Source organism: Pseudomonas sp. F007, assembly GCF_057814275.1.
In genome coordinates this window covers 126069-150787 of the sequence record NZ_JBVATA010000009.1, presented here as the reverse complement: position 1 = coordinate 150787, position 24719 = coordinate 126069, and the positions used below count along the sequence as shown (strand labels likewise).

Sequence of the window (24719 nt, the reverse complement as noted above, 5' to 3'; positions counted from 1 at the left end):
GGCCGGGCTTTTTTAATGCCGGATCAATCAGGCATCCAGCTCGGCCCAGCGCTCGACCAGCAGGTCCAGCTCAGCCTGCAGCTTTTCCAACTGCGCGATCACCGCTGCAGTTTCGGTCGATGGACGCTGGTAGAAGCCGGCGTCGGCCATTTGTGCTTCGACCGCTGCGATCTGCTGCTCCATGGCGTCGATCTGCGCCGGCAGGGCTTCCAGTTCGCGCTGCAACTTGTAGCTGAGCTTCTTCTTCGCCGCCGGTGCTTCCACGGCAGCCACCGGAGCCGGGGCTGCGGTGACCACTGCCGAGTTCAGGTCGGCCTTGCCGGATTTGCTCTCGGTCACACCCAACAGGCGCGGCGAGCCACCCTGGCGCAGCCAGTCCTGATAACCACCGACATATTCACGCACCTTGCCTTCACCTTCGAAGACCAGGGTGCTGGTGACCACGTTGTCGAGGAATGCCCGGTCGTGGCTGACCATCAGCACGGTGCCGTTGAAGGTCAACAGCACTTCTTCGAGCAGCTCGAGGGTTTCCACGTCGAGGTCGTTGGTCGGCTCGTCGAGGACCAGCAGGTTGGCCGGCTTGCTGAACAGCTTGGCCAGCAACAGACGGGCACGCTCGCCGCCAGACAGCGCCTTGACCGGCGTGCGCGCACGCTGCGGGCTGAACAGGAAGTCGCCGAGGTAGCTCAGCACGTGGCGGCTCTGGCCATCGATATCGATAAAGTCGCGGCCTTCGGCGACGTTATCGATCACGGTCTTTTCCAGGTCCAACTGGTGACGCAACTGATCGAAGTAAGCGACGTCGATCTTGGTGCCTTCCTCGACCTTGCCGCTGCTCGGCTGCAGGCCGCTGAGCATCAGCTTGAGCAAAGTGGTCTTGCCGGTGCCGTTGGCGCCGAGCAGGCCGATGCGGTCGCCGCGCTGCAGGACCATGGAGAAGTCCTTGATCAGGAACGGACCACCCGGGTGGGCGAAGCTGACGTTCTCGAGAACCATCACCTGCTTGCCGGACTTCTCGGCGGTTTCCAGCTGGATGTTGGCCTTGCCAGTGCGTTCACGACGCTCGCTGCGCTCGACACGCAGGGCCTTGAGGGCACGTACACGGCCTTCGTTACGGGTACGCCGGGCCTTGATGCCTTGGCGAATCCACACCTCTTCCTGGGCCAGGCGCTTGTCGAACAGCGCGTTGGCGGTGGCTTCGGCGGCGAGTTCGGCTTCCTTGTGCACGAGGAAGCTGGCGTAGTCGCCGTTCCAGTCGATCAGGCCGCCGCGATCCAGCTCGAGGATGCGGGTCGCGAGGTTCTGCAGGAAAGAACGGTCGTGGGTGATGAACAGCACGGCGCCCTGGAAATCCTTCAGCGCCTCTTCAAGCCAGGCGATTGCACCGATGTCCAGGTGGTTGGTTGGCTCGTCGAGCAGCAGCAGGTCCGGCTCGGACACCAGCGCCTGCGCCAGCAGGACGCGACGACGCCAGCCGCCGGACAATTCGGCGAGGGTCTTGTCAGCCGGCAACTGCAGGCGGCTCAGGGTGCTGTCGACCAGAGTCTGCAAGCGCCAGCCGTCGCGGGCTTCGAGGTCGTGCTGGACGTGCATCAGTTTGTCCAGGTCGGCGTCGGTGACGATGTTCTGGCTCAGGTGGTGATATTCGGCGAGCAGCGCGCCAACGCCATCCAGGCCTTCGGCAACCACGTCGAACACTGTCCGCTCGTCGGCCACCGGCAATTCTTGCGGCAATTCGCCGATTTTCAGACCGGGGGCACGCCACACCGAGCCGTCATCGGGCTTCTGGTCGCCCTTGACCAGTTTCATCATGCTGGACTTGCCAGTGCCGTTGCGGCCGATGATGCACACCCGCTCACCACGGGCGATCTGCCAGGACACCTTGTCCAACAACGGCATCGCGCCGAATGCAAGGGACACATCGCTGAATTTGAGCAGGGTCATGAGCTTCTCCAAAAACCGGGCGCGCATTCTACCTGAGTTGAGGCTGCAGAAGGCCGGCATTTTCACTGTCGGAGCACTCTGCACATTAATTGTTGCGAACTTGTGCCGACGGGCCGGCAAAGCTTTCACCCGTTGCTGGCAAAAGGCTAAGCTACGGATAATCAGTGCTGGCTCCTGCTGGCACTTGTCATGTTTTCTCTGCCCGGATGTCACATGCGCAGTCGCCTTTTCAGCTTTTTATCCTGCCTGCTCCTCTCGGCCTCCGCCGTTCAATCCGCCCAGGCGGTGGACCTCTCCACCCAGCGCCAGTACTACGATGAAGCCAAACGCGCGCTGGCCAAGGGCGACACCGGCCCGTACTTTCGCTACAGCCAGGCCCTCGCCGACTACCCGCTTGAGCCGTACCTGGCGTACGACGAACTGACCGCCCGCCTGAAAAGCGCGAGCAACGAAGAGATCGAGAAATTCCTCGCCGAGCACGGCGACCTGCCCCAAGCCAACTGGATGAAACTGCGCTGGTTGCGCTGGCTGGCCGATCGCGGCGACTGGACGACCTTCGTCAAGTACTACGACCCGAAGATGAATTTCACCGAACTGGACTGCCTCAACGCGCAGTACCAGATCAGCCACAACCTCAAGGCCGAAGGCTACGCCAACACCGAGAAGCTATGGCTGACCGGCAAATCCCAACCGGCGGCCTGCGATGCGCTGTTCGGCATGTGGGCATCGCAAGGCCAACTGACCGAGCAGAAGCGCTGGGAGCGCGCCAAGTTGGCCGCCCAGGCCCGCAACTATGCGCTGGCCAACAGCCTGGTCAACAGCATGACCACCCTCGCCCCCCGCGGCCGCCTGCTGGTGGACGTGGCGCAAAATCCGGAACTGCTGAACAACCCGTCACGCTTCGCCCCGGCCGATGAACCCATGGCCGACGTGGTCAGCCTCGGCCTGCGCCGTCTGGCGCGCCAGGACCCGGACCGGGCGATGGCCCTGCTTGACGGCTACGCCAGCAGCATGCACTTTTCCCGCGATGAAAAAGTCGCGATCGCCCGGGAAATCGGCCTGACCCTGGCCCGCCGTTTCGACGGTCGCGCCCTCGATGTGATGACCAAATACGACCCGGAACTGCGCGACAACACGGTGTCCGAATGGCGCTTGCGCCTGCTGCTGCGCCTGGCCCGCTGGGACGACGCCTACCAGTTGACCCGACGCCTGCCGCAAGACCTCGCCACCACCAACCGCTGGCGGTATTGGCAGGCCCGCAGCCTGGAGCTGGCGCAACCGCAAAACCCGGAAGCGCAGACCCTGTACAAGAATCTGGCGCGCGAACGTGACTTCTACGGTTTCCTCGCCGCCGATCGCTCGCAATCGCCCTATTCACTGAACAACAAACCGTTGGTGCTCAGCCAGGCGGTGATCAACAAGGTGCGCAACACCCCCGGTGTGCGCCGCGCCCTGGAGTTCCATGCACGCGGGCAGATCGTCGATGGCCGTCGCGAGTGGTACCACGTCAGCCGTCACTTCAACCGCGATGAAATGGTCGCCCAGGCCAAGTTGGCCTACGACCTGAAATGGTATTTCCCGGCCATCCGCACCATCAGCCAGGCGCAGTACTGGGACGATCTGGACATTCGCTTCCCGATGGCCCACCGCAACACTTTGGTCCGCGAAGCCAAGGTCCGTGGCCTGCATTCGAGTTGGGTATTCGCCATCACCCGCCAGGAAAGCGCCTTCATGGATGACGCCCGCTCCGGCGTCGGCGCCAGCGGCCTGATGCAGTTGATGCCCGGCACCGCCAAGGAAACCGCGCGCAAGTTCAGCATCCCGCTGGCCTCGCCCCAGCAAGTGCTGGATCCGGACAAGAACATCCAGCTCGGTGCCGCCTACCTGAGTCAGGTCCACAGTCAGTTCAACGGCAACCGGGTCCTCGCTTCCGCCGCCTACAACGCCGGCCCCGGTCGCGTACGGCAGTGGCTGCGTGGCGCCGATCACCTGAGTTTCGACGTCTGGGTGGAAAGCATCCCGTTCGACGAAACCCGCCAGTACGTGCAGAACGTCCTGTCGTATTCGGTGATCTACGGCCAGAAGCTCAATTCACCGCAACCGCTGGTGGATTGGCATGAGCGGTATTTTGATGATCAGTGAGGCGATTTGAGGCGCTGATGAAAAAGCCCGCATTGAGAAATGCGGGCATTTTTTATTTCAAACAAATGATAACGACCTTAGGTGCAAACCCGTTCACACCTGCAGATCGTCAAGTGCCCGCAGCGGCTTTGCTACTTAGTCGGTTACTTGGTCGGTTACTTGGTCGGTCAAAAAGGGTGTGCCAGCTCATGCGGTCGCCCGCCCATCGTTGAACTGCAACGCCGCCAATCGTGCATACAGCGCATTGCTCGCGATCAGCTCCTGATGGGTGCCTACCGCCACCAACTTGCCCTGATCCATCACCGCAATCCGGTCGGCGTTTTTGACCGTGGCCAGGCGGTGGGCGATGACCAGGGTGGTGCGGTTTTGCATCAGGCTCGGCAGGGCTTGCTGGATCAGGTGTTCGCTCTGGGCGTCGAGGGCGCTGGTGGCTTCGTCGAGCAGCAGGATCGGCGCATCCACCAGCAAGGCGCGGGCGATGGCCAGGCGTTGGCGCTGGCCACCGGACAGCCCGAGCCCGCCATCACCGAGATGAGTCTGGTAGCCCTGGGGCATCTGTTCGATGAAGTCGTGGGCATAAGCAATCCGCGCGGCCTCCTGGACTTCTGCCAGGGTCGCATCGGGTTTGCCGTAACGGATGTTCTCTTCAATGCTGCCGAAAAACAGCGCCGGGGTTTGCGAGACCAGGGCGAAGCAGCGGCGCAAGTCCTCGGGATCGAGTTGGGTCAGTGGCACGCCGTCCAGCAGGATGCGCCCGTGCAGCGGGTCGTAGAAACGCAGCAGCAAGTCATAAACCGTTGACTTGCCTGCCCCCGAAGGCCCCACCAGCGCCAGGGTTTCGCCGGCGTTGATCGTCAGGCTCAAGCCATCGACGGCATAGCTTTCAGGGCGTGATGGATAGGAAAAGCGCACATCCTCCAGTTGCAATTCGCCCCTTACCCGCTCCGGCAGGATGACCTTGCCTGTCGCCGGCGGCTGAATGATGTTCTGCGCACGCAGCAGTTCGGCAATCCGTTCCGCGGCACCAGCGGCCCGCTGCAGTTCGCCAATCACTTCGCTCAGGGTGCCAAAGGCGCTGCCGACGATCAGGCTGTAGAACACGAACGCCGCCAACTCACCGGCACTGATGCGCCCGGCGATCACGTCCATGCCGCCGACCCAGAGCATCACCCCCACCGCCCCCAGCACCAGGATGATCACCAGGGTAATCAGCCAGGCACGCTGCAGGATGCGTTTACGTGCAGTGTCGAACGCCTGCTCCACGGTCACCGCGAAACGCTGCTCATCCTGCGGCTGATGGTTGTAGGCCTGCACGGTTTTGATCTGGCCCAGGGTTTCGGAAACGTAACTGCCGACATCGGCAATCCGGTCCTGGCTCAGGCGCGACAGGCTGCGCACACGCCGACCGAAGATCAGGATCGGTGCCAGCACCAGCGGCAAGGCCACCACGACTATGCTGGTCAATTTAGGGTTGGTGATGAACAGCAGCACAATGCCGCCAAGGACCATCAGCGCGTTGCGTAGAAACAGCGAAAGCGAGGAACCGATCACCGATTGCAACAAGGTGGTATCGGCGGTCAGCCGCGATTGAATCTCGGAACTGCGGTTATCTTCGTAGAAGCCCGGATGCAGGTAGATCAGATGGTTGAACACCTGTCGGCGAATATCCGCCACGCAGCGCTCGCCGATCCACGACACCAGGTAGAACCGGGCGAAAGTACCGATTGCCAGGCCTACCACCAGCAACAGGAACAAACCGATGCTCTGGTTGAGCAAGTGCGGGGACTGGGTCATGAAGCCCTGGTCCACCAACAGGCGAATGCCCTGGCCCATGGACAAGGTGATGCCGGCAGTGACGACCAGTGCCAGCAACGCACCCAGCGCCTGCCAGCGATAGGGAGCAATGAAATCCAGGGACAAGCGCAGCGCGCGGCGGTGACGGGCAGACAGCATCAGAATCATCCGAATCGGTAAGTCGTGGAAATGAGCGTACACCGACAAGTGGCCGGGAACCCGGTGAATAGCAATCAGTCGGATTGAATATGTCCGCCAATACTAGAAGCTAGATGCTATCGGTCTAAAGTGCGGCTGGAAGTTACCGGATATTTCTGTTGGACTGAGATACCGCCTGCTCACGTGACCGGTTTGTCACAGTGTGGTCATTTGGCGGATCTAAAGTAAACGCACCACCTGATGAGGAGACAGGCCATGTCCTTGCAACACCGCAGCGATGACAAGATTCAAGTGATCCGCACGCAGCCGCACCAGTCTCTGGGGTGCGCCATCATCGACGCTCAAGGGCGCGAAGTACCGATCACTGAAGACATGATCCAGGACGCATGCCGCGAACTGGACCAGCGATTGGTCAAGCCTGCCGAACAAAAGTGACTACAGCCTGAAATCTTCGAACCCGGCCCCGTTTGCGCCGGGTTTTTTATGCCCCCGTTTTCTCAGGCCAACTGCGCGCCGAGGGCCTGGACGAGCTGCCGCAACTCAGGGGAATCGCCCTCGATCCGCACGTTCAGGCCGTCGATCTCGCGGCGTTCCGGGTATTGCTTGCGCAGCAGGTCGAAGGCACTGCGCTGCTCGGCACCGGCCACCACCAGGCTGCGGCGGAAGTCGGCGTCGTCACGGCGCGGGTCGTAGACGCCGCGACACAGCATGGCCAGGGCCCAGGCCGGATCACTGCTGGCACTCAGGCCGACCTGCGCCAGCCAAGGCGCAGGCAGCAGTTGATCGAGGGACACCGTGGCCGGCTGACCGAGGAACTGGCAGAACGCCTGATAGATCTGCGCCGTGCCCCGTTGCTTGCCGTCCAGGCTGTAGCCGGCGATATGCGGGGTGGCGATCACGCACAAATCGGCCAGGGCGATATCGACACTCGGCTCACCTTCCCAGACATCCAGCACCGCTTGCAGGTCCTCGCGCTCGAGCATCACTTCGCGCAGGGCGTTGTTGTCTACCACCGGGCCACGGCTGGCGTTGATCAACCAGGCGCCGGGTTTGAGCTGCTGCAAGCGCTGACGGTCGAACAAGTGCCAGGTCGGATGTTCGCCGGCCTGGGTCAGGGGCGTGTGCAGGCTGATCACGTCGCACTGCGCGATGATCTGCTCCAGCGCCACGTAATCGCCGCCGGCCCCCGCGCGTGGCGGGTCGCAGACCAGCACGTTCCAGCCCAGGCCCTTGAGCACCTTGACCAACCGACCGCCGACCTCACCGGCACCGACCACACCATAGGTGCGTTCAGCCAGTGGCACCCCTTCGATTTCCGCCAGGGTCAACAGGCTACCCAGTACGTAGTCGACCACGCCCCGAGCGTTGCAACCGGGCGCGCTGGACCAGGTAATTCCGGCCTGTTGAAAATAATCGAGGTCCAGATGATCAGTGCCGATGGTGCAAGTGCCGACGAAGCGGACCTTGCTACCTTCGAGCAGCTCGCGGCTAACGTTGGTCACCGAGCGCACCAGCAGCACGTCGGCCTGTTCGACCGTGGCGCGGTCAATGCTGCGGCCCGGCACCCGGCGGATTTCGCCGAAGCCCTGGAAGAAGGCATCGAGCAACGGGATATTTTCGTCAGCAACAATCAGCATGGCAGGCTCCTTTGGCGGACCGGCAGTGTAGCGCAGCTCCCCTGGGGCGGCTTTACAAATCCCTAACAGAGGAATTTTCCTGACTGTTGCGTCAAGGCGTAGAATGCGCCGCCTTGCGCATCAAAACCTTTTGGACGCTTTGCCTGTGAATTCCGTGACTGACAACACCGCCACCCTGCCCCGCACCACGCCGGTTCGCCTGGAACTCAAGGGCCTGCTCGCCCTGGCCGTGCCGATCATGATCGCGCAGCTGGCGACCACCGCGATGGGCTTCGTCGATGCGGTCATGGCCGGCCGGGTCAGCCCGCGAGACCTCGCAGCCGTGGCGCTGGGCAACTCGATCTGGATTCCGGTCTACCTGCTGATGACCGGCGTGCTGCTGGCCACCACACCGAAGGTCGCCCAGCGTTTCGGTGCACAGCAGCATGACGAGATTGCCCCGCTGGTGCGTCAGGCACTGTGGCTGGCGTTGTGTGTCGGCCTGCTCGGCAGTGCCCTGTTGCTCAGCGCCGAGCCGATCCTGCACTGGATGAAGGTCGATCCGCAGCTGATCGAGCCGAGCATGGGCTACCTGCAGGGCATCGCCTTCGGTTTCCCCGGGATCGCCTTCTACTATGTGCTGCGCTGCTACAGCGACGGCATGGGCCGCACCCGCCCGAGCATGATCATCGGCGTCTGCGGCCTGCTGCTGAACATCCCGCTGAACTATGCACTGATCTACGGTCACTTCGGCCTCCCGGCCCTGGGCGGCGTCGGTTGCGGCTGGGCCAGCGGGATTGTCATGTGGTTCATGGCCCTGAGCATGGCCGGCTGGACTCGCTGCGCAGCGTTTTATGCCAGGACACGGGTGCTGGTGCGCTTCGATCGTCCGCAGTGGGCGCCGATCAAGCGCCTGATCAGCATCGGCCTGCCGATCGGCATCGCGGTGTTCGCCGAGTCGAGCATATTCGCCGTCATCGCGCTGCTGATCGGCAGCCTCGGCTCGACCGTGGTCGCCGGGCACCAGATTGCCCTGAACATCAGCTCGCTGCTGTTCATGATTCCCTATTCGCTGGGAATGGCAGTTACGGTGCGGGTCGGTCAGGCGCTGGGCGCCGGCAATCCTTATCAGGCACGCTTTGCGGCGAAGGTCGGGCTTGGCGCGGCGCTGGTGTTTGCGGCCTTCTCGGCAACCTTGATCCTGGTGCTGCGCGAACCCATTGCCTCGATCTACACCCCGGACCAGACGGTGATCCAGATCGCTTCGATGCTGATTGTGTATGCCGCGCTGTACCAGTTCTCCGACGCGATCCAGGTGATCTGCGCCGGCGCCCTGCGTGGTTACCAGGACACCCGGGTGACGATGATCCTGACCCTGTTCGCCTACTGGGGGATCGGCTTGCCGGTGGGTTACGTGTTGGGATTGACCGATTGGTTCGGCCCGGCCAGCGGCCCGAGCGGGCTGTGGGAAGGTTTGATCGCCGGCCTGAGCTGCGCGGCGCTGATGCTGTCGATCAGGCTGGTGCGCAGTGCGCGCAAGCGGATTCGGTTGGTGCAGTAAGAGCCTTTCTGGAGGTTTCGAGTCGATTCCCTAGGGCATGAGTCCTGCGAAATCCTTGTAGGAGCTGGCTTGCCAGCGAAGCAGACGGCACATCCGACAGAGGTGTCGACTGACCCACCGCCATCGCGAGCAGGCTCGCTCCTACAAGGGTTGTATTGTCAGGCTTTCTTGCGAATCCAATACAGATAGGTCCCCGCCTCTTCATGCTGCCCCACCAGTTCATGGTCGAGGAACACGCAAAACTTGGGAATATCGCGGCGGGTCGAGGGGTCGGTGGCGATGACCTTGAGCAGGCCACCGGGGACCAGGTCGCGGATGTGCTGGTGCAGCATCATCACCGGCTCCGGGCAATTCAGGCCTGTGGCGTCGAGGGTGCCGTCGACCGGCGTGTTGATCATTTCACTCATGGTGGACTCCTGAAACTGACCGGCATTGTCGCGCAATGCCGGGGGTATCGTCATCTGTGACGCGAACTCAGCGTTTCTTTGGCTTGCTCACATCATGCCGACGCAGGTGGCAGGTCACTTCCTCGCGGTCGTGATACAGCTGCTTGCAGCCAATGTCGACCTTGATTCCACGGGCCTTAAAGCCTTCCTCGATGCGCTCGAGCAAGCGCTTGACCTCGGCGTAACGCTGCTTCATCGGCAGCTTCAGGTTGACCACCGCCTCACGGCAATGCCCTTCGCCGATCCACTCTTCGAGCATGGCGGCGTTGCGCGCCGGTTTCTCGACGATGTCGCAGACCATCCAATCCACCGGCTGCTTGGGCTTGAAGGTAAAACCATCGGCCATTAGGTGTTGCACCAGACCCGTGTCCATCAGGCTTTCGGCCATCGGACCGTTGTCGATGGCGGTGACCAGCATGCCGCGGTTGACCAGTTGCCAGGTCCAGCCGCCCGGCGCGGCGCCGAGGTCGACGCCGGTCATGTCGCTGTGCAGGCGCTCGTCCCATTGTTCGCGGGGGATGAAGTGGTGCCAGGCCTCTTCCAGCTTGAGGGTCGAGCGGCTCGGCGCCTCGCGGGGGAATTTCAAACGCGGAATACCCATCGGCCACATCGCCGAGTTGTTCGCTTCGGCCAGGCCAAGGAACACTTCACGACCGCTCTTGAAGGTCAGCAGCAGGCGCGGCTTGTGCGCATCGTCCACCAGCTTGCCGGCGGCGATCAGCGCCTTGCGCAGGTGCACTTCGAATTTCTTGCAGAAGTTCGACAGCTCTTTGCCGTCGTTGGTGTCGACCATCTCCAGCCACAGGCTGCCACACACCGGAAAATCGGCCATGTGGGCGAGGATCACGCTGATGCGGTCGGTTTCCGGCAAGTCGATGAAGGTGCCGCGCGCCCATTGCCGCGGGAAGATCAACTGCGAAAAGCGTTGGCCACGCATCAGGCGCTCGGCACCGTCGGCTTCAGTGCAGACAAATTCGGCACAAGCGGTGTTCGGCTTGGCCTTGGCGTAACCGGACACATTCAGGTGTGCAGCGAGATCGGCGATTTCCGAGCAGACTTCGCCTTCGAAACCTGGACGGCAATGCATAAAGAGCGTGTTCATTAAATCTCCTGGGCAATTGTGCGCAAACTTGCCCTGTAGCAAAGCCTGTCACGAAAACCGGCGCATGATAGCTGACTTCGGAACCTTGGACTTGCCCATAGAGTCCAGTTATTAGCCAGCTACTGAAAACAGCGCTAGGTTTAGTGCTCTGCCCGTCCCGTCAGTCCGTAGCCGTGCGGACTCAAAGGAGTGACTTCAATGCCGTCCCTCGATAGCCTGAAAACCCTCAAGACCCTGCCAGTCGACGACCGGACCTACCATTACTTCAGCTTGCCGGAAGCCGCCAAAGCCCTGGGCAACCTCGATGCGTTGCCGATGTCCCTGAAAGTCCTGCTGGAAAACCTGCTGCGCTGGGAGGACGGCAAGACCGTCACCGGCACCGATCTCAAGGCCCTCGCCGGCTGGCTCAAGGAGCGGCGCAGCGACCGGGAAATCCAGTACCGCCCGGCGCGTGTGCTGATGCAGGACTTCACCGGCGTGCCGGCGGTGGTCGACCTCGCGGCCATGCGCGCCGCCATGGCCAAGGCCGGTGGCGATCCGCAGCGGATCAATCCGCTGTCGCCGGTGGACCTGGTGATCGACCACTCGGTGATGGTCGACGCCTTTGCCAGCAGCGGTGCGTTCGAACAGAACGTCGACATCGAAATGCAGCGTAACGGGGAGCGATATGCGTTCCTGCGCTGGGGCCAGAGCGCGTTCGATAATTTCAGCGTGGTGCCGCCCGGCACCGGCATCTGCCACCAGGTCAACCTCGAGTACCTCGGCCGCACGGTCTGGACCAAGGAAGAAGACGGCCGCACCTACGCCTTTCCCGACACCCTGGTGGGCACCGACTCCCACACCACCATGATCAACGGCCTCGGCGTGCTCGGCTGGGGCGTTGGCGGGATCGAAGCGGAAGCGGCGATGCTCGGGCAACCGGTGTCGATGCTGATTCCGGAAGTGATCGGCTTCAAGCTCAGCGGCAAGCTCAAGGAAGGCATCACCGCCACCGACCTCGTTCTGACGGTGACGCAGATGCTGCGCAAGAAAGGCGTGGTGGGCAAATTCGTCGAGTTCTATGGCGATGGCCTGGCAGAGCTGCCATTAGCCGACCGTGCGACCCTGGCCAACATGGCGCCGGAGTACGGCGCCACCTGCGGTTTCTTCCCGGTGGATGACGTCACTCTGGACTACCTGCGCCTGTCCGGGCGGCCCGATGCCGTGGTCAAGCTGGTCGAGGCCTACAGCAAGGCCCAGGGCCTGTGGCGCCTGCCCGGCCAGGAACCGCAGTTCAGCGACAGCCTGGCGCTGGACATGAGCAGCGTCGAAGCCAGTCTTGCCGGGCCGAAACGCCCGCAGGACCGGGTATCGCTGCCCAACGTCGCCCAGGCCTTCAGCGACTTCCTCGGCCTGGCGGTCAAACCCACCAGCAAGGAAGAGGGTCGCCTGGAAAGTGAGGGCGGCGGCGGTGTCGCGGTGGGCAATGCCGATCTGGTCGGCGAGGCGGATTATCAATATGAAGGCCACACCTATCGCCTGAAAAACGGCGCGGTGGTGATTGCCGCCATTACCTCCTGCACCAACACCTCCAACCCGAGCGTGATGATGGCCGCCGGACTGCTGGCGAAAAAGGCCGTGGAAAAGGGCCTGACCCGCAAACCCTGGGTCAAGAGTTCCTTGGCCCCCGGCTCCAAGGTGGTCACCGACTATTACAAGGCCGCGGGCCTGACGCCTTATCTCGATCAGCTCGGCTTCGCCTTGGTGGGTTACGGCTGTACCACCTGCATCGGCAACTCCGGGCCGCTGCCGGAGCCGATCGAGAAAGCCATCCAGGGCTCCGACCTGACCGTCGCCTCGGTGCTGTCGGGCAACCGCAACTTCGAAGGCCGGGTCCACCCGCTGGTGAAAACCAACTGGCTGGCCTCGCCACCCTTGGTAGTGGCCTATGCCCTGGCCGGCACGGTGCGGATCGACATCGCCAGCGAACCACTGGGCAACGACCAGAACGGCAATCCGGTGTACCTGCGGGATATCTGGCCCACCAGCCAGGAAATCGCCGCGGCGGTCAGCCAGGTCGACACCGCGATGTTTCACAAGGAATACGCCGAGGTGTTCGCCGGCGATGCGCAATGGCAAGCGATTGAAGTGCCACAAGCGGCGACCTACGTCTGGCAGGATTCATCCACCTACATCCAACACCCGCCATTTTTCGACGGCATTGGCAGCCCACCGCCGGCGATCGAGGACGTCAAGGACGCGCGCATATTGGCCCTGCTCGGCGATTCGGTGACCACCGACCACATCTCCCCCGCCGGCAACATCAAGACCGACAGCCCGGCCGGGCGCTACCTGCGTGAGCAAGGCGTGGAACCACGGGATTTCAACTCCTACGGCTCACGGCGCGGCAACCATGAAGTGATGATGCGCGGCACCTTTGCCAACATCCGTATCCGCAACGAAATGCTGGGCGGCGAAGAAGGTGGCAACACCCTGTACATCCCCAGTGGCGAAAAACTGGCGATCTACGACGCAGCGATGCGCTATCAAGCCAGCGGCACGCCACTGGTGGTGATCGCCGGCCAGGAATACGGCACCGGCTCCAGCCGCGACTGGGCCGCCAAGGGCACCAACCTGCTGGGGATCAAGGCGGTGATCGCCGAGAGCTTCGAGCGGATCCACCGCTCCAACCTGGTGGGCATGGGCGTCCTGCCGCTGCAGTTCAAGCTCGATCAGAACCGCAAGAGCCTGAAGCTGACCGGCAAGGAAACCTTGAGCATCCAGGGTCTCAGTGGCGTCGAACTGACACCGCGGATGAACCTGCCGCTGATCATTACCCGGGAGGATGGCAGCAGCGAGAGGATCGAGGTGCTGTGCCGGATCGATACCTTGAACGAAGTGGAGTACTTCAAGGCGGGGGGGATTTTGCATTATGTGTTGCGGCAGTTGATTGCGGGATAGGGCCACGCCGCCCACCCTCCTCTGTAGGAGCGAGCTTGCTCGCGAAAAACGTCAACGATAACGCTCAAAACCTGACACGCCGCGGCGGTCTCAGGTTTTTCGCGAGCAGGCTCGCTCCTACAGGGTCCGGGTATGATTCGAGTCATGACGCACCAGTCATTTTGCGACGCATGGCCCATTGTTGAAAAATAATTTCAACATTTCGCCAGGCTGGCCGAAACCCTGTCAAAGCCTTGCGGATTGAAACAGCCATGCGTAACAACCAGCCCATTACACAGCGCGAACGGACCTTCCCGGCTCAGCAACGGTTGATCTCCACCACCGATGCCAAGGGCGTGATCAACTACTGCAACGATGCATTCGTCGAGATCAGTGGTTTTTCCCGGGAAGAACTGATCCGTGCGCCGCACAACCTGGTCCGTCACCCCGACGTGCCATCGGCGGTGTTCGCGCACATGTGGGGCACACTGAAACAAGGCCTGCCATGGATGGGCATTGTCAAGAATCGCTGCAAGAACGGTGACCACTATTGGGTCAACGCCTATGTGACGCCGGTGTTCGACGGCAACCAGGTGGTCGGCTACGAGTCGGTGCGGGTCAAGCCGACCGCCGAACAGATCCGCCGCGCCGAAACCCTGTACCAGCGCATCAACCAGGGTAAGTCCGCCGTTCCCCAGCGCGACAAGTGGTTGCCGGTGCTGCAGGATTGGCTGCCGTTCATCCTGGTCAGCCAATTAAGTTTCATGATCGGCGCCACCCTTAATTCGCAATGGGGCTTTGCCCTGGCTGCCGGCCTCTCGGTGCCGCTGGGCCTGCTCGGTTTGAGCTGGCAGCAGCGCGGCCTCAAGCGCTTGCTGCGCCTGGCCGAGCAAACCACCTCCGACCCGCTGATCGCGCAGATGTACACCGATAGCCGCGGCGCCCAGGCGCGTCTGGAAATGTCGATCCTCAGTCAGGAAGCACGCCTGAAAACCTGCCTGACCCGCCTGCAGGACACCGCCGAGCACCTGACCGGCCAAGCTCGTCAGTCCGATCAACTGGCCCACGACAGCTCCAGCGGCCTGGAGCGTCAGCGCGTCGAGACCGAACAGGTGGCCACGGCGGTCAACCAGATGGCCGCCACCACCCAGGAAGTCGCCAGCCACGTGCAGCGCACCGCTGACGCCACCCAGGAAGCCAATCGCCTGACCGGGCGTGGCCGCGATATTGCCGGGGAAACCCGTGAAGCCATCCAGCGCCTGTCAGTGGTGGTCGGCGAAACCGGCCTGACCGTCACCCAACTGGCCAAGGACAGCGACGAAATCGGCGGCGTAGTCGATGTGATCAAGGGCATTGCCGACCAGACCAACCTGCTCGCCCTCAATGCCGCCATCGAAGCCGCCCGTGCTGGCGAGATGGGCCGCGGCTTTGCCGTGGTGGCCGACGAAGTGCGGCAATTGGCGCAACGCACCAGCGAATCCACCGGGCAGATCCACAGCCTGATCGCCAAGCTCCAGCAAACCGCCAGCACCGCCGTGCAGACCATGGAAGCCGGGCATCGTCAGGCCGAAGAAGGTGTGGCGCGGGTGCTGGAAGCCGATCAGGCGCTGGTGGGGATCAGCGAGGCGGTGGCCAATATCACCGACATGACCACCCAGATCGCCGCCGCCACCGAAGAGCAAAGCGCGGTGGCCGAGGAAATCAGCCGCAACATCAGCAACATCTCCGAACTGGCCGACCAGACCTCGGAGCAGGCACAGAACTCGGCGCTGTTGAGTGAAGAGCTGACCAAGACCGCGAATACCCAGTATTCGTTGGTGGAGCGGTTTAACCGCTGATCGCCCTGGCAATATCAAAAAACCCGGATGGCGAGAGCTTCCGGGTTTTTTATTGTCGGGCTGAAAGGTGTGCTGCTCTCACAGGCCTCTTCGCGGGCAAGCCCGCTCCTACAAGGTGGTGACCGGGCTTGCCCGCGAAGAGGCCAGACCTGCTGGCAAGAATCTCACTGAAGAAACGCCGCCACCCGCCCCGCCGCCGTCGCCAGATGCTGCTCATGGGTAAAGCCTGAAGCCTTCAACGGCTTCAGGTCATGATCGCCTGCCACCAGCCACAGCACTTCAATACTCGGTGATAGTGCGTAACGCTCGACCGCCTCGCGATTACCCAACGCATCCCGTTCTCCCTGCACGATCAAAGTCCGGGTTTTCAGCCCCTCCAGATGCTCGACCCGCGGCTTCTCCGGCTTGCCCACCGCATAGAACGGATAACCCAGGCACACCAACGCATCCGCCGCCACCTCATCGGCGAGCAAACTGGCCATGCGCCCGCCCATGGACTTGCCGCCAATCGCCAAAGGCCCAGTGACATGGCGTCGCACTTGGGCGTACACCTCTCGCCAGCATTCCAGGAGTTTCGGCGCCGGGTTTGGCGGGCGCTTACCACCGTCCAGACGCCGCTGCGCCATGTAGGGAAACTCGAAGCGCACTACGTTCACGCCTTGTGCAGCAAGGCGTGCAGCCATGTCGCTCATCCAGTCGCTGTCCATCGGGGCGCCAGCGCCATGGGCGAGGATCAGTGTCGGCGAAGCCTTGCCAGCCGCCGCGTTCCACAGCCAGCCATTGTCCTGCACACACTGCGCCCATTGATCCCCGTCAATACTGGCGTTGTGCTCATTGTCCATGCTTGCCTCGCTTTTAATCTGCCTATAACTCCAGGCGAAGGGAGAGTCGCTGCCTTGCAGTCGCTCGCTTCGGCTGAACCGTGGATGGGGAACCATGAACACTTCTACAAGTACCGCCTATAACTACAAGGTGGTCCGCCAATTCGCCATTATGACGGTGGTATGGGGCATCGTCGGCATGGGCCTCGGGGTTTTTCTCGCGGCGCAATTGGTCTGGCCCGAACTGAACTTCAACCTGCCGTGGACCAGCTTCGGTCGCCTGCGCCCGCTGCACACCAACGCGGTGATCTTCGCCTTTGGTGGCTGCGCGCTGTTTGCCGCCTCGTTCTACTCGGTGCAACGTACCTGCCAGACCCAGCTGTTCGCGCCGAAAATCGCCGCGTTCACGTTCTGGGGCTGGCAGTTGGTGATTCTGCTGGCGGCCATCACCCTGCCACTGGGCTACACCAGTTCCAAGGAATACGCCGAGCTGGAATGGCCGATCGACATCCTGATCACCATCGTCTGGGTCGCCTACGCCATCGTGTTCTTCGGCACGCTGATGAAGCGCAAGACCAAGCACATCTACGTCGGCAACTGGTTCTTCGGCGCCTTCATCATCACCGTTGCCATCCTGCACATCGTCAACAACATGGAACTGCCGGTCAGCCTGACCAAGTCCTACTCGGTGTATGCCGGTGCGACCGACGCCATGGTGCAGTGGTGGTACGGGCATAACGCGGTAGGCTTTTTCCTCACCGCAGGCTTCCTGGGGATGATGTACTACTTCGTGCCGAAACAGGCCGAACGTCCGGTGTACTCGTATCGCCTGTCGATCGTGCACTTCTGGGCGCTGATCACCCTGTACATCTGGGCCGGCCCGCACCACCTGCACTACACCGCGCTGCCGGATTGGGCGCAGTCGCTGGGCATGGTGATGTCGCTGATCCTCCTGGCGCCAAGCTGGGGCGGCATGATCAACGGCATGATGACCCTCTCGGGCGCCTGGCATAAGCTGCGCAGCGACCCGATCCTGCGTTTCCTCGTGGTATCCCTGGCGTTCTACGGCATGTCGACCTTCGAAGGTCCGATGATGGCGATCAAGACCGTCAACGCCCTCTCCCACTACACCGACTGGACCATCGGCCACGTACACGCCGGTGCGCTCGGCTGGGTGGCGATGATCTCCATCGGCGCGCTGTACCACATGATCCCGAAAATCTTCGGCCGCCAGCAGATGCACAGCATCGGCCTGATCAACGCGCATTTCTGGCTGGCGACCATCGGCACCGTGCTCTACATCGCCTCGATGTGGGTCAACGGCATCGCCCAGGGCCTGATGTGGCGTGCGGTCAACGAAGACGGAACCCTGACCTACTCCTTCGTCGAAACCCTGGTGGCCAGCCACCCAGGCTTCGTCGTGCGCCTGGTCGGCGGTGCGATCTTCTTCAGCGGCATGTTGCTGATGGCCTACAACACCTGGCGCACCGTGCGTGAAGCCCAACCTGCCGAAGTCGCCGCCGCGGCGCAGATGGCCTGAGGAGTCCGCCATGAAACACGAAACGATTGAAAAAAACGTCGGCCTGCTCCTGCTGCTGATGGTATTTGCGGTGAGCATCGGCGGTCTGACCCAGATCGTCCCGCTGTTCTTCCAGGACGTCACCAACAAGCCGGTCGAAGGCATGAAGCCCTACACCGCGCTGCAACTCGAAGGCCGCGACATCTACATCCGCGAAGGCTGCGTTGGCTGCCACTCGCAGATGATCCGGCCGTTCCGCGCCGAGACCGAGCGCTACGGCCACTACTCGGTGGCCGGTGAAAGCGTCTGGGATCACCCGTTCCTGTGGGGCTCCAAGCGTACCGGTCCGGACCTGGCCCGCGTCGGCGCCCGTTACTCCGATGACTGGCACCGCGCGCACCTGTACAACCCGCGCAACGTCGTGCCGGAGTCGAAGATGCCCGCCTACCCGTGGCTGGTGGCCAATCAGCTCGACAGCAGTCACACCGAAGCCAAGATCAAGGCCATGCGCACCCTCGGCGTGCCGTACACCGACGAAGACATTGCCGGCGCCACCGAATCGCTCAAGGGCAAATCGGAAATGGACGCGCTAGTCGCCTACCTGCAAGTGCTCGGCACTGCGATCAAGAGCAAGAGGTGAGCCATGGTGATTGATCTGAGCACTGGAATGATCCGCGGCCTGGGCACGCTCGTGGTGTTCGTGGCCTTCATCGGCCTGACGCTGTGGGTGTTCAACAGCAAGCGCACCCCGGAATTCGCCGAAGCGCGCCTGCTGCCGTTTGCCGACGAGCCGCAACCCGACAGCACCCAAGAAACTGGCACAAGGAGCACCCGGCCATGACCACCTTCTGGAGTACGTGGATCTGCGTACTGACCATCGGCAGCCTGATCGGCCTGACCTGGCTGCTGGTCGGCACCCGCAAGGGCGAGACCAAGGGCAGCGTCGACCAGACCATGGGCCACGCCTTCGATGGCATCGAGGAATACGACAACCCCCTGCCGCAATGGTGGTTCCTGCTGTTTGCCGGCACCCTGGTGTTCGCCGTCGGCTACCTGATCCTCTACCCGGGCCTGGGTAACTGGAAAGGCATCCTGCCGGGCTACCAGGACGGCTGGACCCAGACCAAGGAATGGGACAAGGAAATGGCCAAGGCCGACGCCAAGTTCGGGCCGATCTTCGCCAAATTTGCAGCGATGCCCGTGGAAGAAGTGGCCAAGGACCCGCAGGCCCTGAAAATGGGCGGACGCCTGTTTGCTTCCAACTGCTCGGTGTGCCACGGCTCGGACGCCAAGGGTGCCTTCGGTTTCCCCAACCTGACCGACAGCAGCTGGCGCTGGGGCGGCAGTGCCGAGGCGATCAAGACCACCATCATGGGCGGACGCATCGCGGCGATGCCGGCCTGGGGTGAAATGCTCGGCGAAGCGGGCGTGAAGAACGTCGCGGCCTATGTGCGCCACGACCTGGCGGGCTTGCCGTTGCCGCAGGACAGTGGTGCCGACCTGCAAGCCGGACAGCAGGTGTTCAGCACCACCTGCGTAGCGTGCCATGGCGCCAACGGTCAGGGCATGGAAGCGATGGGCGCACCGAACCTGACGCAACCGGCCGCGTTCATCTACGGCACCAGCCTGGCGCAACTGCAGCAGACCATTCGCCATGGTCGCCAGGGCCATATGCCGGCGCAGAACGAACTGCTCGGCAATGACAAGGTGCAGTTGCTGGCGGCGTATGTGTATAGCCTCTCCCACGGCAACAGCGGGCAACCCCTGCAGGCAGAGGTCAAAGGCGAATAACTCCCATCCGCATCACTGCCGCATCTCCCCGATGCGGCAGTTCCCTCCCCCTTTGCGACCCATTGTCGCACCCCGAAAAGGTCTGCCTTTCGGTTCCCAGGATTCGCGTCTAAGCTTGCTGCGAAGCGGACTGGCAACGGCCGGTCACAGGTCAACCGTACAGGATGGTTTCGACGAATCTGTTCGATGACAGGCCGCAAACGCCGGTAGATACCGGCTGTCGACCAAGTTGCCGTCTGTCACCTGAACGCCTCGTTTAAACACACCCCGTTACAACTGACTCGACCCCCTCGCCTTTTTCGTCCGCCGGGACATTTTGCCCCTGGGTAAATTTGACCCTACGCGGCGCATGGAAAGGCCGCAGAATCAGCTTTTGAAAGCATTGACCCAGGTCATGGCGCGTTGCAATGACCCCCCGCTTTCTCCATACTTGCGGCCGATTTTTATCCCTAATAAAACACCCAAACCGTGGAACCTTAGAATGAGCACAGCAATCAGTCCGACTGCTTATAACTATAAGGTAGTCCGCCAGTTCGCCATCATGACGGTGGTCTGGGGGATCCTTGGCATGGGGCTCGGTGTATTCATTGCCTCGCAACTGGTCTGGCCGGAGTTGAACTTCGGTCTGCCATGGACGAGCTTTGGACGCCTGCGCCCACTGCACACCAACCTGGTGATTTTCGCCTTCGGTGGTTGTGCATTGTTTGCCACTTCCTATTACGTCGTGCAGCGAACCTGCCAAACGCGACTGATTTCCGACAGCCTCGCTGCCTTCACCTTCTGGGGATGGCAAGCGGTGATCGTCGGCGCGATCATTACCTTGCCGCTGGGTTACACCACCACCAAGGAATACGCGGAACTGGAATGGCCCCTGGCTATTCTGCTGGCCATCGTCTGGGTAACCTACGGTCTGGTGTTCTTCGGCACCATCACCAAGCGCAAGACCAAACACATCTATGTGGGCAACTGGTTCTACGGTGCATTCATCGTCGTGACGGCGATGCTGCACATCGTCAACCACGCCTCGCTGCCGGTCAGCTTCTTCAAGTCCTACTCGGCCTACGCCGGTGCGACTGACGCGATGATCCAATGGTGGTACGGCCACAACGCCGTAGGTTTCTTCCTGACCACCGGCTTCCTGGGGATGATGTACTACTTCGTGCCGAAACAGGCCGAGCGTCCGATCTACTCCTATCGCCTGTCCATCGTGCACTTCTGGGCACTGATCACCCTGTACATCTGGGCCGGTCCGCACCACCTTCACTACACCGCACTGCCGGACTGGGCTCAGTCCCTGGGTATGGCGATGTCGATCATCCTGCTGGCGCCAAGCTGGGGCGGCATGATCAACGGCATGATGACCCTGTCGGGCGCCTGGCATAAGCTGCGGACCGACCCGATCCTGCGTTTCCTGGTCGTGTCGCTGGCGTTCTACGGCATGTCGACCTTCGAAGGCCCGATGATGGCCATCAAGACCGTGAACTCGCTGTCTCACTACACCGACTGGACCATCGGCCACGTACACGCCGGTGCCTTGGGTTGGGTAGCAATGATCTCGATCGGCGCGATCTACCACATGATCCCGAAACTGTTCGGTCGTGCGCAGATGCACAGCACCGCGCTGATCAACACCCACTTCTGGCTCGCGACCATCGGTACCGTGCTCTACATCGCTTCGATGTGGGTCAACGGCATCACCCAGGGCCTGATGTGGCGTGCAATCAACGACGACGGCACCCTGACCTACTCCTTCGTTGAAGCCTTGCAAGCCAGCCACCCTGGTTACATCGTGCGTGCCCTGGGCGGTGCGTTCTTCGCTGCCGGCATGCTGTTCATGGCCTACAACGTATTCCGTACCGTACGTGCCTCGGACCCGGCCGAAGCTGAAGCCGCTACCAAGATCGCTGTCGTTGGAGCTCACTGATGAAGCATGAAGCAGTCGAGAAGAATATTGGCCTGCTGGCCTTCTTCATGGTCATCGCCGTCAGCGTTGGCGGCCTGACCCAAATCGTTCCGCTGTTTTTCCAGGACGTCACCAACAAGCCGGTCGAAGGCATGAAGCCGCGCACCGCCCTTGAACTGGAAGGCCGCGACGTTTATATCGCCAACGGCTGTGTCGGCTGCCACTCGCAGATGATCCGTCCGTTCCGTGCTGAAACCGAACGCTACGGCCACTACTCGGTTGCCGGTGAAAGCGTCTGGGACCACCCGTTCCTGTGGGGTTCCAAACGTACCGGTCCGGACCTGGCCCGTGTCGGCGGTCGTTACTCCGATGACTGGCAGCGTGCGCACTTGTACAACCCGCGCAACGTGGTGCCCGAGTCGAAAATGCCGGCCTACCCGTTCCTCGTGGAAAACAAGCTCGACGGCAAGGACACCGCCAAGAAAATGGAAGTCCTGCGCACGCTCGGCGTCCCTTACACCGACGAAGACATCGCCGGTGCCAAGGATGCCGTGAAGGGCAAGACCGAAATGGACGCGCTGGTGGCCTATCTGCAAGGCCTGGGCACCATCATCAAAAGCAAACGGTGATCTGGATGGATATCGGGATGATTCGTGGCCTGGGCACCGTTGTCGTGATGGTTGCCTTTATCGGCCTGGCCCTGTGGGTGTTCAGCCCCAAGCGCAAGTCCGAGTTTGAAGACGCGACCTTGCTGCCTTTTGCGGATGATCCCGAAGCCATCAAGCACGTCGAGCAAGCTTCTAGGAGTAACAAAGAATGACTACGTTCTGGAGTCTGTACGTCACAGTCCTCAGTCTGGGTACCATCTTCGCCCTGACCTGGCTGCTGCTGTCGACCCGCAAGGGCCAGCGCAGCGAGCAGACGGACGAGACCGTTGGCCACTCGTTCGACGGGATCGAGGAGTACGACAACCCGCTGCCGAAATGGTGGTTCATGCTGTTCGTCGGCACCATCATTTTTGCCCTCGGTTACCTGGTGCTCTACCCGGGCCTGGGCAACTGGAAAGGCCTGCTGCCGGGTTACACCTACCTGGACAACGAGAAGCAGACCCCCTTCGCCAACGGCCAGTCCGGCTGGACCGGTGTTCACGAGTGGGAAAAGGAAATGGCCAAGTCGGACGCCAAGTTCGGGCCGATCTTCGCCAAATTCGCGGCCATGCCGATTGAAGAAGTGGCCAAGGACCCTCAAGCCCTGAAGATGGGGGGCCGTCTGTTCGCCTCCAACTGCTCGGTTTGCCACGGTTCCGACGCCAAGGGCGCCTACGGCTTCCCGAACCTGACCGACGCCGACTGGCGCTGGGGCGGTTCGCCGGAAGAAATCAAGACCACCATCATGGGCGGTCGTCACGCCGTGATGCCAGCCTGGGCTGAAGTGATCGGTGAACAAGGCGTCAACGACGTGGCTGCATTTGTCCTGACCAACCTCGATGGCCGCAAGCTGCCGGAAGGCGCCAAGGCCGATCCAGTCGCTGGCCAGAAGCTGTTCGCCACCAACTGCGCGGTGTGCCACGGTCCGGAAGGCAAAGGCACTCCCGCCATGGGCGCACCAAACCTGACGCATCCGGCCGCGTTCATCTACGGTTCGAGCTTCGCGCAACTGCAGCAGACCATCCGTTACGGCCGTCAGGGCCAGATGCCTGCGCAAGAGCAAATGCAGGGTAACGACAAGGTTCACCTGCTGGCTGCTTACGTCTACAGCCTTTCTCACGGTGAGAAGGCAGCGGACGCCGAGTAAGGCCAACGCTTGATGCAACAAAAAAACGGCCCCGTCAGGACACTGACGGGGCCGTTTTGCTTGAGGACGCGGAGCCTGTCAATAGCGCACTTCAATCTCCGACTCGACCTGCCGGCCGGACCAGTTGTTGCCCCTGACCCGATTCACCGTCAGGGTCTTGCGGTCTGGGGAAAAGCTCGCAATCAAGTACGTCTGCTGTGACGCGGAACCGCTGAGAAACACCGGCACCGAACCAAACTGCTCTTGCGCGCCCCAGTAACGCCCCGGGTTCTCGTGGTAATGCCCGGCGAACACCGCAGTGACCTTGTAGTGCTCGATCATGTTGCGGAACCGTTCGATCTGCTGATCGCTACCGGCCCACCCCCGTGGCTTGTGCATGTTGAGAATGATAATGCGCCCCTGCTCCCGGGCCTTCCTCAGATTGCCTTCCAGCCAGTCCAATGAGTCATTGATCTCGAATTCTTTCGCATTGATCCAGGGCACCCCCGTGCTGAAGTTGGCGGTGTAGGTCGGTTCGTTGTGCAACTGGACCAGCAGCACGTCACCCAGGGTCCGGGCATAGGCCAGGCTGCCGTAATAGATGTCGGTATTGCCCGCCAGCCGAATGCCGAAATCCATACTGTCGACCTTGCCCCAGTAACGCTCCTTGATCGCCTCGACACTGGTGGCGGCGCAGCGATTGAGAAAGCAGTCATCCACATTGTTTTCGTAGTCGTGATTGCCCAGGCCGTAGTCGTATAGTCGTTGCAGTTTTGCATCGAGAATCGGCATCACCACCGAGCGCTGCCAATCATGCCCGAATGCAGTGAGGTCGCCGTTGATCATCACGGGCACCCGACCGGGGCCACCGAAGTTGTTCCTGAAAGCGGCAATATCCGCGTACTGGGTTTCAATCAACCATTTGGAGCGGGCGTCCCTTTGCGATTCGGATTCTTCGCCCCCGTCATCGGAGCTTTCGGTCCATGGGTACTGGGGATCCGAGGTAAACACCAGGTGCTCGGGCGGGTACTGCTCATTGGCAGACTGTGCCGCAGGAGCCAGGCAAAAAAATGCCAGCAGTGCGACAAGCGTGTAGCGATTCATGGGCTTCATAAAAATCCTTTTTCATAAAGGGTTGAGGTAAACCAGCCAGGTCAAGCCTGACCGGCAGACAACTTACCGCCCCTGCATGAATCGAGAAATACATGAGTGCCCTGCAATTAACTGCCGATATTTCAGGGCAATAGCACGAAGCCACCCCTACCTTCGCCCAGTCACCAGACGAAAATCGTCCATACTGAACAAGTCAATTGACCTGCATCATGATTTGTTACATTTGCTACACCATTCAGGGCCTTCCCCCAACGCGACCAAAGGTCGCACCCTTGAGC

At 61.7% G+C, this 24719-nt stretch carries 20 protein-coding genes; 13 read left to right on the top strand and 7 right to left on the bottom strand.

Annotated features, from left to right (window positions below; genetic code table 11):
* Nucleotides 1-27: 27 nt before the first annotated feature.
* On the bottom strand, nucleotides 28-1944 hold the full coding sequence (locus tag ACZYR5_RS22880; RefSeq protein ID WP_489091776.1) for an ATP-binding cassette domain-containing protein: 1917 nt from the start codon (nucleotides 1942-1944) through the stop codon (nucleotides 28-30).
* Between the two features lie 213 nt (nucleotides 1945-2157).
* Between ACZYR5_RS22880 and ACZYR5_RS22875 the strand changes: the two genes are divergently transcribed.
* Entirely contained in the window at nucleotides 2158-4086 is a 1929-nt protein-coding gene (locus ACZYR5_RS22875) for a transglycosylase SLT domain-containing protein (protein WP_489091777.1), read from the top strand.
* Between the two features lie 186 nt (nucleotides 4087-4272).
* Here ACZYR5_RS22875 and ACZYR5_RS22870 read toward each other — a convergent pair whose 3' ends face one another.
* Nucleotides 4273-6048, bottom strand: coding sequence for an ABC transporter transmembrane domain-containing protein (locus ACZYR5_RS22870; protein ID WP_489091778.1), 1776 nt, complete (start codon nucleotides 6046-6048; stop codon nucleotides 4273-4275).
* A 246-nt stretch (nucleotides 6049-6294) separates the two neighbouring features.
* Here ACZYR5_RS22870 and ACZYR5_RS22865 point away from each other — a divergent pair, with 246 nt between their 5' ends.
* Complete coding sequence (locus ACZYR5_RS22865) at nucleotides 6295-6474, top strand: PA1571 family protein (protein WP_489091779.1); 180 nt, start codon at nucleotides 6295-6297, stop codon at nucleotides 6472-6474.
* A gap of 62 nt (nucleotides 6475-6536) precedes the next feature.
* Here the strand turns inward: ACZYR5_RS22865 and pdxB are convergent, their stop codons facing one another.
* On the bottom strand, nucleotides 6537-7676 hold the full coding sequence (gene pdxB, locus ACZYR5_RS22860) for a 4-phosphoerythronate dehydrogenase PdxB (protein ID WP_489091780.1): 1140 nt from the start codon (nucleotides 7674-7676) through the stop codon (nucleotides 6537-6539).
* Nucleotides 7677-7821: 145 nt separating this feature from the next.
* Between pdxB and ACZYR5_RS22855 the strand changes: the two genes are divergently transcribed.
* Nucleotides 7822-9216 carry an MATE family efflux transporter gene (locus ACZYR5_RS22855; RefSeq protein ID WP_489091781.1) on the top strand — a complete coding sequence of 465 codons (1395 nt, stop codon included), beginning with the start codon at nucleotides 7822-7824 and terminating at the stop codon, nucleotides 9214-9216.
* A gap of 158 nt (nucleotides 9217-9374) precedes the next feature.
* On the opposite strand, the gene tusA is transcribed toward ACZYR5_RS22855, so the two are convergent.
* Both tusA and rlmM read right to left on the bottom strand, forming a co-directional pair.
* Nucleotides 9375-9623, bottom strand: coding sequence for a sulfurtransferase TusA (tusA, locus tag ACZYR5_RS22850; RefSeq protein WP_489091782.1), 249 nt, complete (start codon nucleotides 9621-9623; stop codon nucleotides 9375-9377).
* A gap of 67 nt (nucleotides 9624-9690) precedes the next feature.
* The gene (rlmM, locus tag ACZYR5_RS22845) at nucleotides 9691-10764 is read right to left on the bottom strand and encodes a 23S rRNA (cytidine(2498)-2'-O)-methyltransferase RlmM (protein ID WP_489091783.1); all 1074 of its coding nucleotides are present in this window, start codon (nucleotides 10762-10764) and stop codon (nucleotides 9691-9693) included.
* 198 nt (nucleotides 10765-10962) lie between these two features.
* On the opposite strand from rlmM, the gene acnA reads away from it, so the two are divergent.
* The gene (gene acnA / locus ACZYR5_RS22840; protein WP_489091784.1) at nucleotides 10963-13704 is read left to right on the top strand and encodes an aconitate hydratase AcnA; all 2742 of its coding nucleotides are present in this window, start codon (nucleotides 10963-10965) and stop codon (nucleotides 13702-13704) included.
* Between the two features lie 251 nt (nucleotides 13705-13955).
* Nucleotides 13956-15521 carry a methyl-accepting chemotaxis protein gene (locus tag ACZYR5_RS22835; RefSeq protein WP_489091785.1) on the top strand — a complete coding sequence of 522 codons (1566 nt, stop codon included), beginning with the start codon at nucleotides 13956-13958 and terminating at the stop codon, nucleotides 15519-15521.
* 164 nt (nucleotides 15522-15685) lie between these two features.
* Here ACZYR5_RS22835 and ACZYR5_RS22830 read toward each other — a convergent pair whose 3' ends face one another.
* Nucleotides 15686-16363: an alpha/beta family hydrolase gene (locus ACZYR5_RS22830; protein ID WP_489091786.1), complete on the bottom strand. Its 678-nt coding sequence runs from the start codon at nucleotides 16361-16363 to the stop codon at nucleotides 15686-15688.
* Nucleotides 16364-16457: 94 nt separating this feature from the next.
* On the opposite strand from ACZYR5_RS22830, the gene ccoN (ACZYR5_RS22825) reads away from it, so the two are divergent.
* The 8 genes from ccoN (ACZYR5_RS22825) (at nucleotide 16458) to ccoP (ACZYR5_RS22790) (ending at nucleotide 23349) form a co-directional block, all read left to right on the top strand.
* Nucleotides 16458-17882, top strand: coding sequence for a cytochrome-c oxidase, cbb3-type subunit I (gene ccoN / locus ACZYR5_RS22825; RefSeq protein ID WP_489091787.1), 1425 nt, complete (start codon nucleotides 16458-16460; stop codon nucleotides 17880-17882).
* Between the two features lie 10 nt (nucleotides 17883-17892).
* Nucleotides 17893-18501, top strand: coding sequence for a cytochrome-c oxidase, cbb3-type subunit II (ccoO, locus tag ACZYR5_RS22820; RefSeq protein WP_489091788.1), 609 nt, complete (start codon nucleotides 17893-17895; stop codon nucleotides 18499-18501).
* Between the two features lie 3 nt (nucleotides 18502-18504).
* A complete protein-coding gene (locus ACZYR5_RS22815; RefSeq protein ID WP_027617996.1) occupies nucleotides 18505-18702 on the top strand; it encodes a cbb3-type cytochrome oxidase subunit 3 in 198 nt (65 codons plus the stop codon).
* Nucleotides 18699-19652, top strand: coding sequence for a cytochrome-c oxidase, cbb3-type subunit III (gene ccoP, locus ACZYR5_RS22810; RefSeq protein WP_489091789.1), 954 nt, complete (start codon nucleotides 18699-18701; stop codon nucleotides 19650-19652). The genes ACZYR5_RS22815 and ccoP (ACZYR5_RS22810) overlap by 4 nt, the downstream gene beginning before the upstream one ends.
* Before the next feature lie 481 nt (nucleotides 19653-20133).
* Nucleotides 20134-21576 (top strand): cytochrome-c oxidase, cbb3-type subunit I, encoded by a 1443-nt coding sequence (ccoN, locus tag ACZYR5_RS22805; protein WP_489091790.1) that lies wholly within the window; start codon nucleotides 20134-20136, stop codon nucleotides 21574-21576.
* Nucleotides 21576-22184, top strand: a complete 609-nt coding sequence (ccoO, locus tag ACZYR5_RS22800; RefSeq protein WP_007905434.1) for a cytochrome-c oxidase, cbb3-type subunit II — start codon at nucleotides 21576-21578, stop codon at nucleotides 22182-22184. The genes ccoN (ACZYR5_RS22805) and ccoO (ACZYR5_RS22800) overlap by 1 nt, the downstream gene beginning before the upstream one ends.
* Before the next feature lie 5 nt (nucleotides 22185-22189).
* Nucleotides 22190-22375 (top strand): CcoQ/FixQ family Cbb3-type cytochrome c oxidase assembly chaperone, encoded by a 186-nt coding sequence (locus ACZYR5_RS22795; RefSeq protein WP_003175465.1) that lies wholly within the window; start codon nucleotides 22190-22192, stop codon nucleotides 22373-22375.
* Nucleotides 22372-23349, top strand: coding sequence for a cytochrome-c oxidase, cbb3-type subunit III (gene ccoP / locus ACZYR5_RS22790; protein ID WP_489091791.1), 978 nt, complete (start codon nucleotides 22372-22374; stop codon nucleotides 23347-23349). The genes ACZYR5_RS22795 and ccoP (ACZYR5_RS22790) overlap by 4 nt, the downstream gene beginning before the upstream one ends.
* A 78-nt stretch (nucleotides 23350-23427) precedes the next feature.
* On the opposite strand, the gene ACZYR5_RS22785 is transcribed toward ccoP (ACZYR5_RS22790), so the two are convergent.
* Nucleotides 23428-24441 (bottom strand): metallophosphoesterase family protein, encoded by a 1014-nt coding sequence (locus tag ACZYR5_RS22785; protein ID WP_489091792.1) that lies wholly within the window; start codon nucleotides 24439-24441, stop codon nucleotides 23428-23430.
* Nucleotides 24442-24719 lie beyond the last annotated feature (278 nt).

Bases quoted from the DNA above. Each gene is read 5' to 3' on its own strand.
- ACZYR5_RS22880 (WP_489091776.1), bottom strand. From the start codon at position 1,944: ATGACCCTGCTCAAATTCAGCGATGTGTCCCTTGCATTCGGCGCGATG.
- ACZYR5_RS22875 (WP_489091777.1), top strand. From the start codon at position 2,158: ATGCGCAGTCGCCTTTTCAGCTTTTTATCCTGCCTGCTCCTCTCGGCC.
- ACZYR5_RS22870 (WP_489091778.1), bottom strand. From the start codon at position 6,048: ATGATTCTGATGCTGTCTGCCCGTCACCGCCGCGCGCTGCGCTTGTCC.
- ACZYR5_RS22865 (WP_489091779.1), top strand. From the start codon at position 6,295: ATGTCCTTGCAACACCGCAGCGATGACAAGATTCAAGTGATCCGCACG.
- pdxB (WP_489091780.1), bottom strand. From the start codon at position 7,676: ATGCTGATTGTTGCTGACGAAAATATCCCGTTGCTCGATGCCTTCTTC.
- tusA (WP_489091782.1), bottom strand. From the start codon at position 9,623: ATGAGTGAAATGATCAACACGCCGGTCGACGGCACCCTCGACGCCACA.
- rlmM (WP_489091783.1), bottom strand. From the start codon at position 10,764: ATGAACACGCTCTTTATGCATTGCCGTCCAGGTTTCGAAGGCGAAGTC.
- acnA (WP_489091784.1), top strand. From the start codon at position 10,963: ATGCCGTCCCTCGATAGCCTGAAAACCCTCAAGACCCTGCCAGTCGAC.
- ACZYR5_RS22835 (WP_489091785.1), top strand. From the start codon at position 13,956: ATGCGTAACAACCAGCCCATTACACAGCGCGAACGGACCTTCCCGGCT.
- ACZYR5_RS22830 (WP_489091786.1), bottom strand. From the start codon at position 16,363: ATGGACAATGAGCACAACGCCAGTATTGACGGGGATCAATGGGCGCAG.
- ccoN (WP_489091787.1), top strand. From the start codon at position 16,458: ATGAACACTTCTACAAGTACCGCCTATAACTACAAGGTGGTCCGCCAA.
- ccoO (WP_489091788.1), top strand. From the start codon at position 17,893: ATGAAACACGAAACGATTGAAAAAAACGTCGGCCTGCTCCTGCTGCTG.
- ACZYR5_RS22815 (WP_027617996.1), top strand. From the start codon at position 18,505: ATGGTGATTGATCTGAGCACTGGAATGATCCGCGGCCTGGGCACGCTC.
- ccoP (WP_489091789.1), top strand. From the start codon at position 18,699: ATGACCACCTTCTGGAGTACGTGGATCTGCGTACTGACCATCGGCAGC.
- ccoN (WP_489091790.1), top strand. From the start codon at position 20,134: ATGAGCACAGCAATCAGTCCGACTGCTTATAACTATAAGGTAGTCCGC.
- ccoO (WP_007905434.1), top strand. From the start codon at position 21,576: ATGAAGCATGAAGCAGTCGAGAAGAATATTGGCCTGCTGGCCTTCTTC.
- ACZYR5_RS22795 (WP_003175465.1), top strand. From the start codon at position 22,190: ATGGATATCGGGATGATTCGTGGCCTGGGCACCGTTGTCGTGATGGTT.
- ccoP (WP_489091791.1), top strand. From the start codon at position 22,372: ATGACTACGTTCTGGAGTCTGTACGTCACAGTCCTCAGTCTGGGTACC.
- ACZYR5_RS22785 (WP_489091792.1), bottom strand. From the start codon at position 24,441: ATGAAGCCCATGAATCGCTACACGCTTGTCGCACTGCTGGCATTTTTT.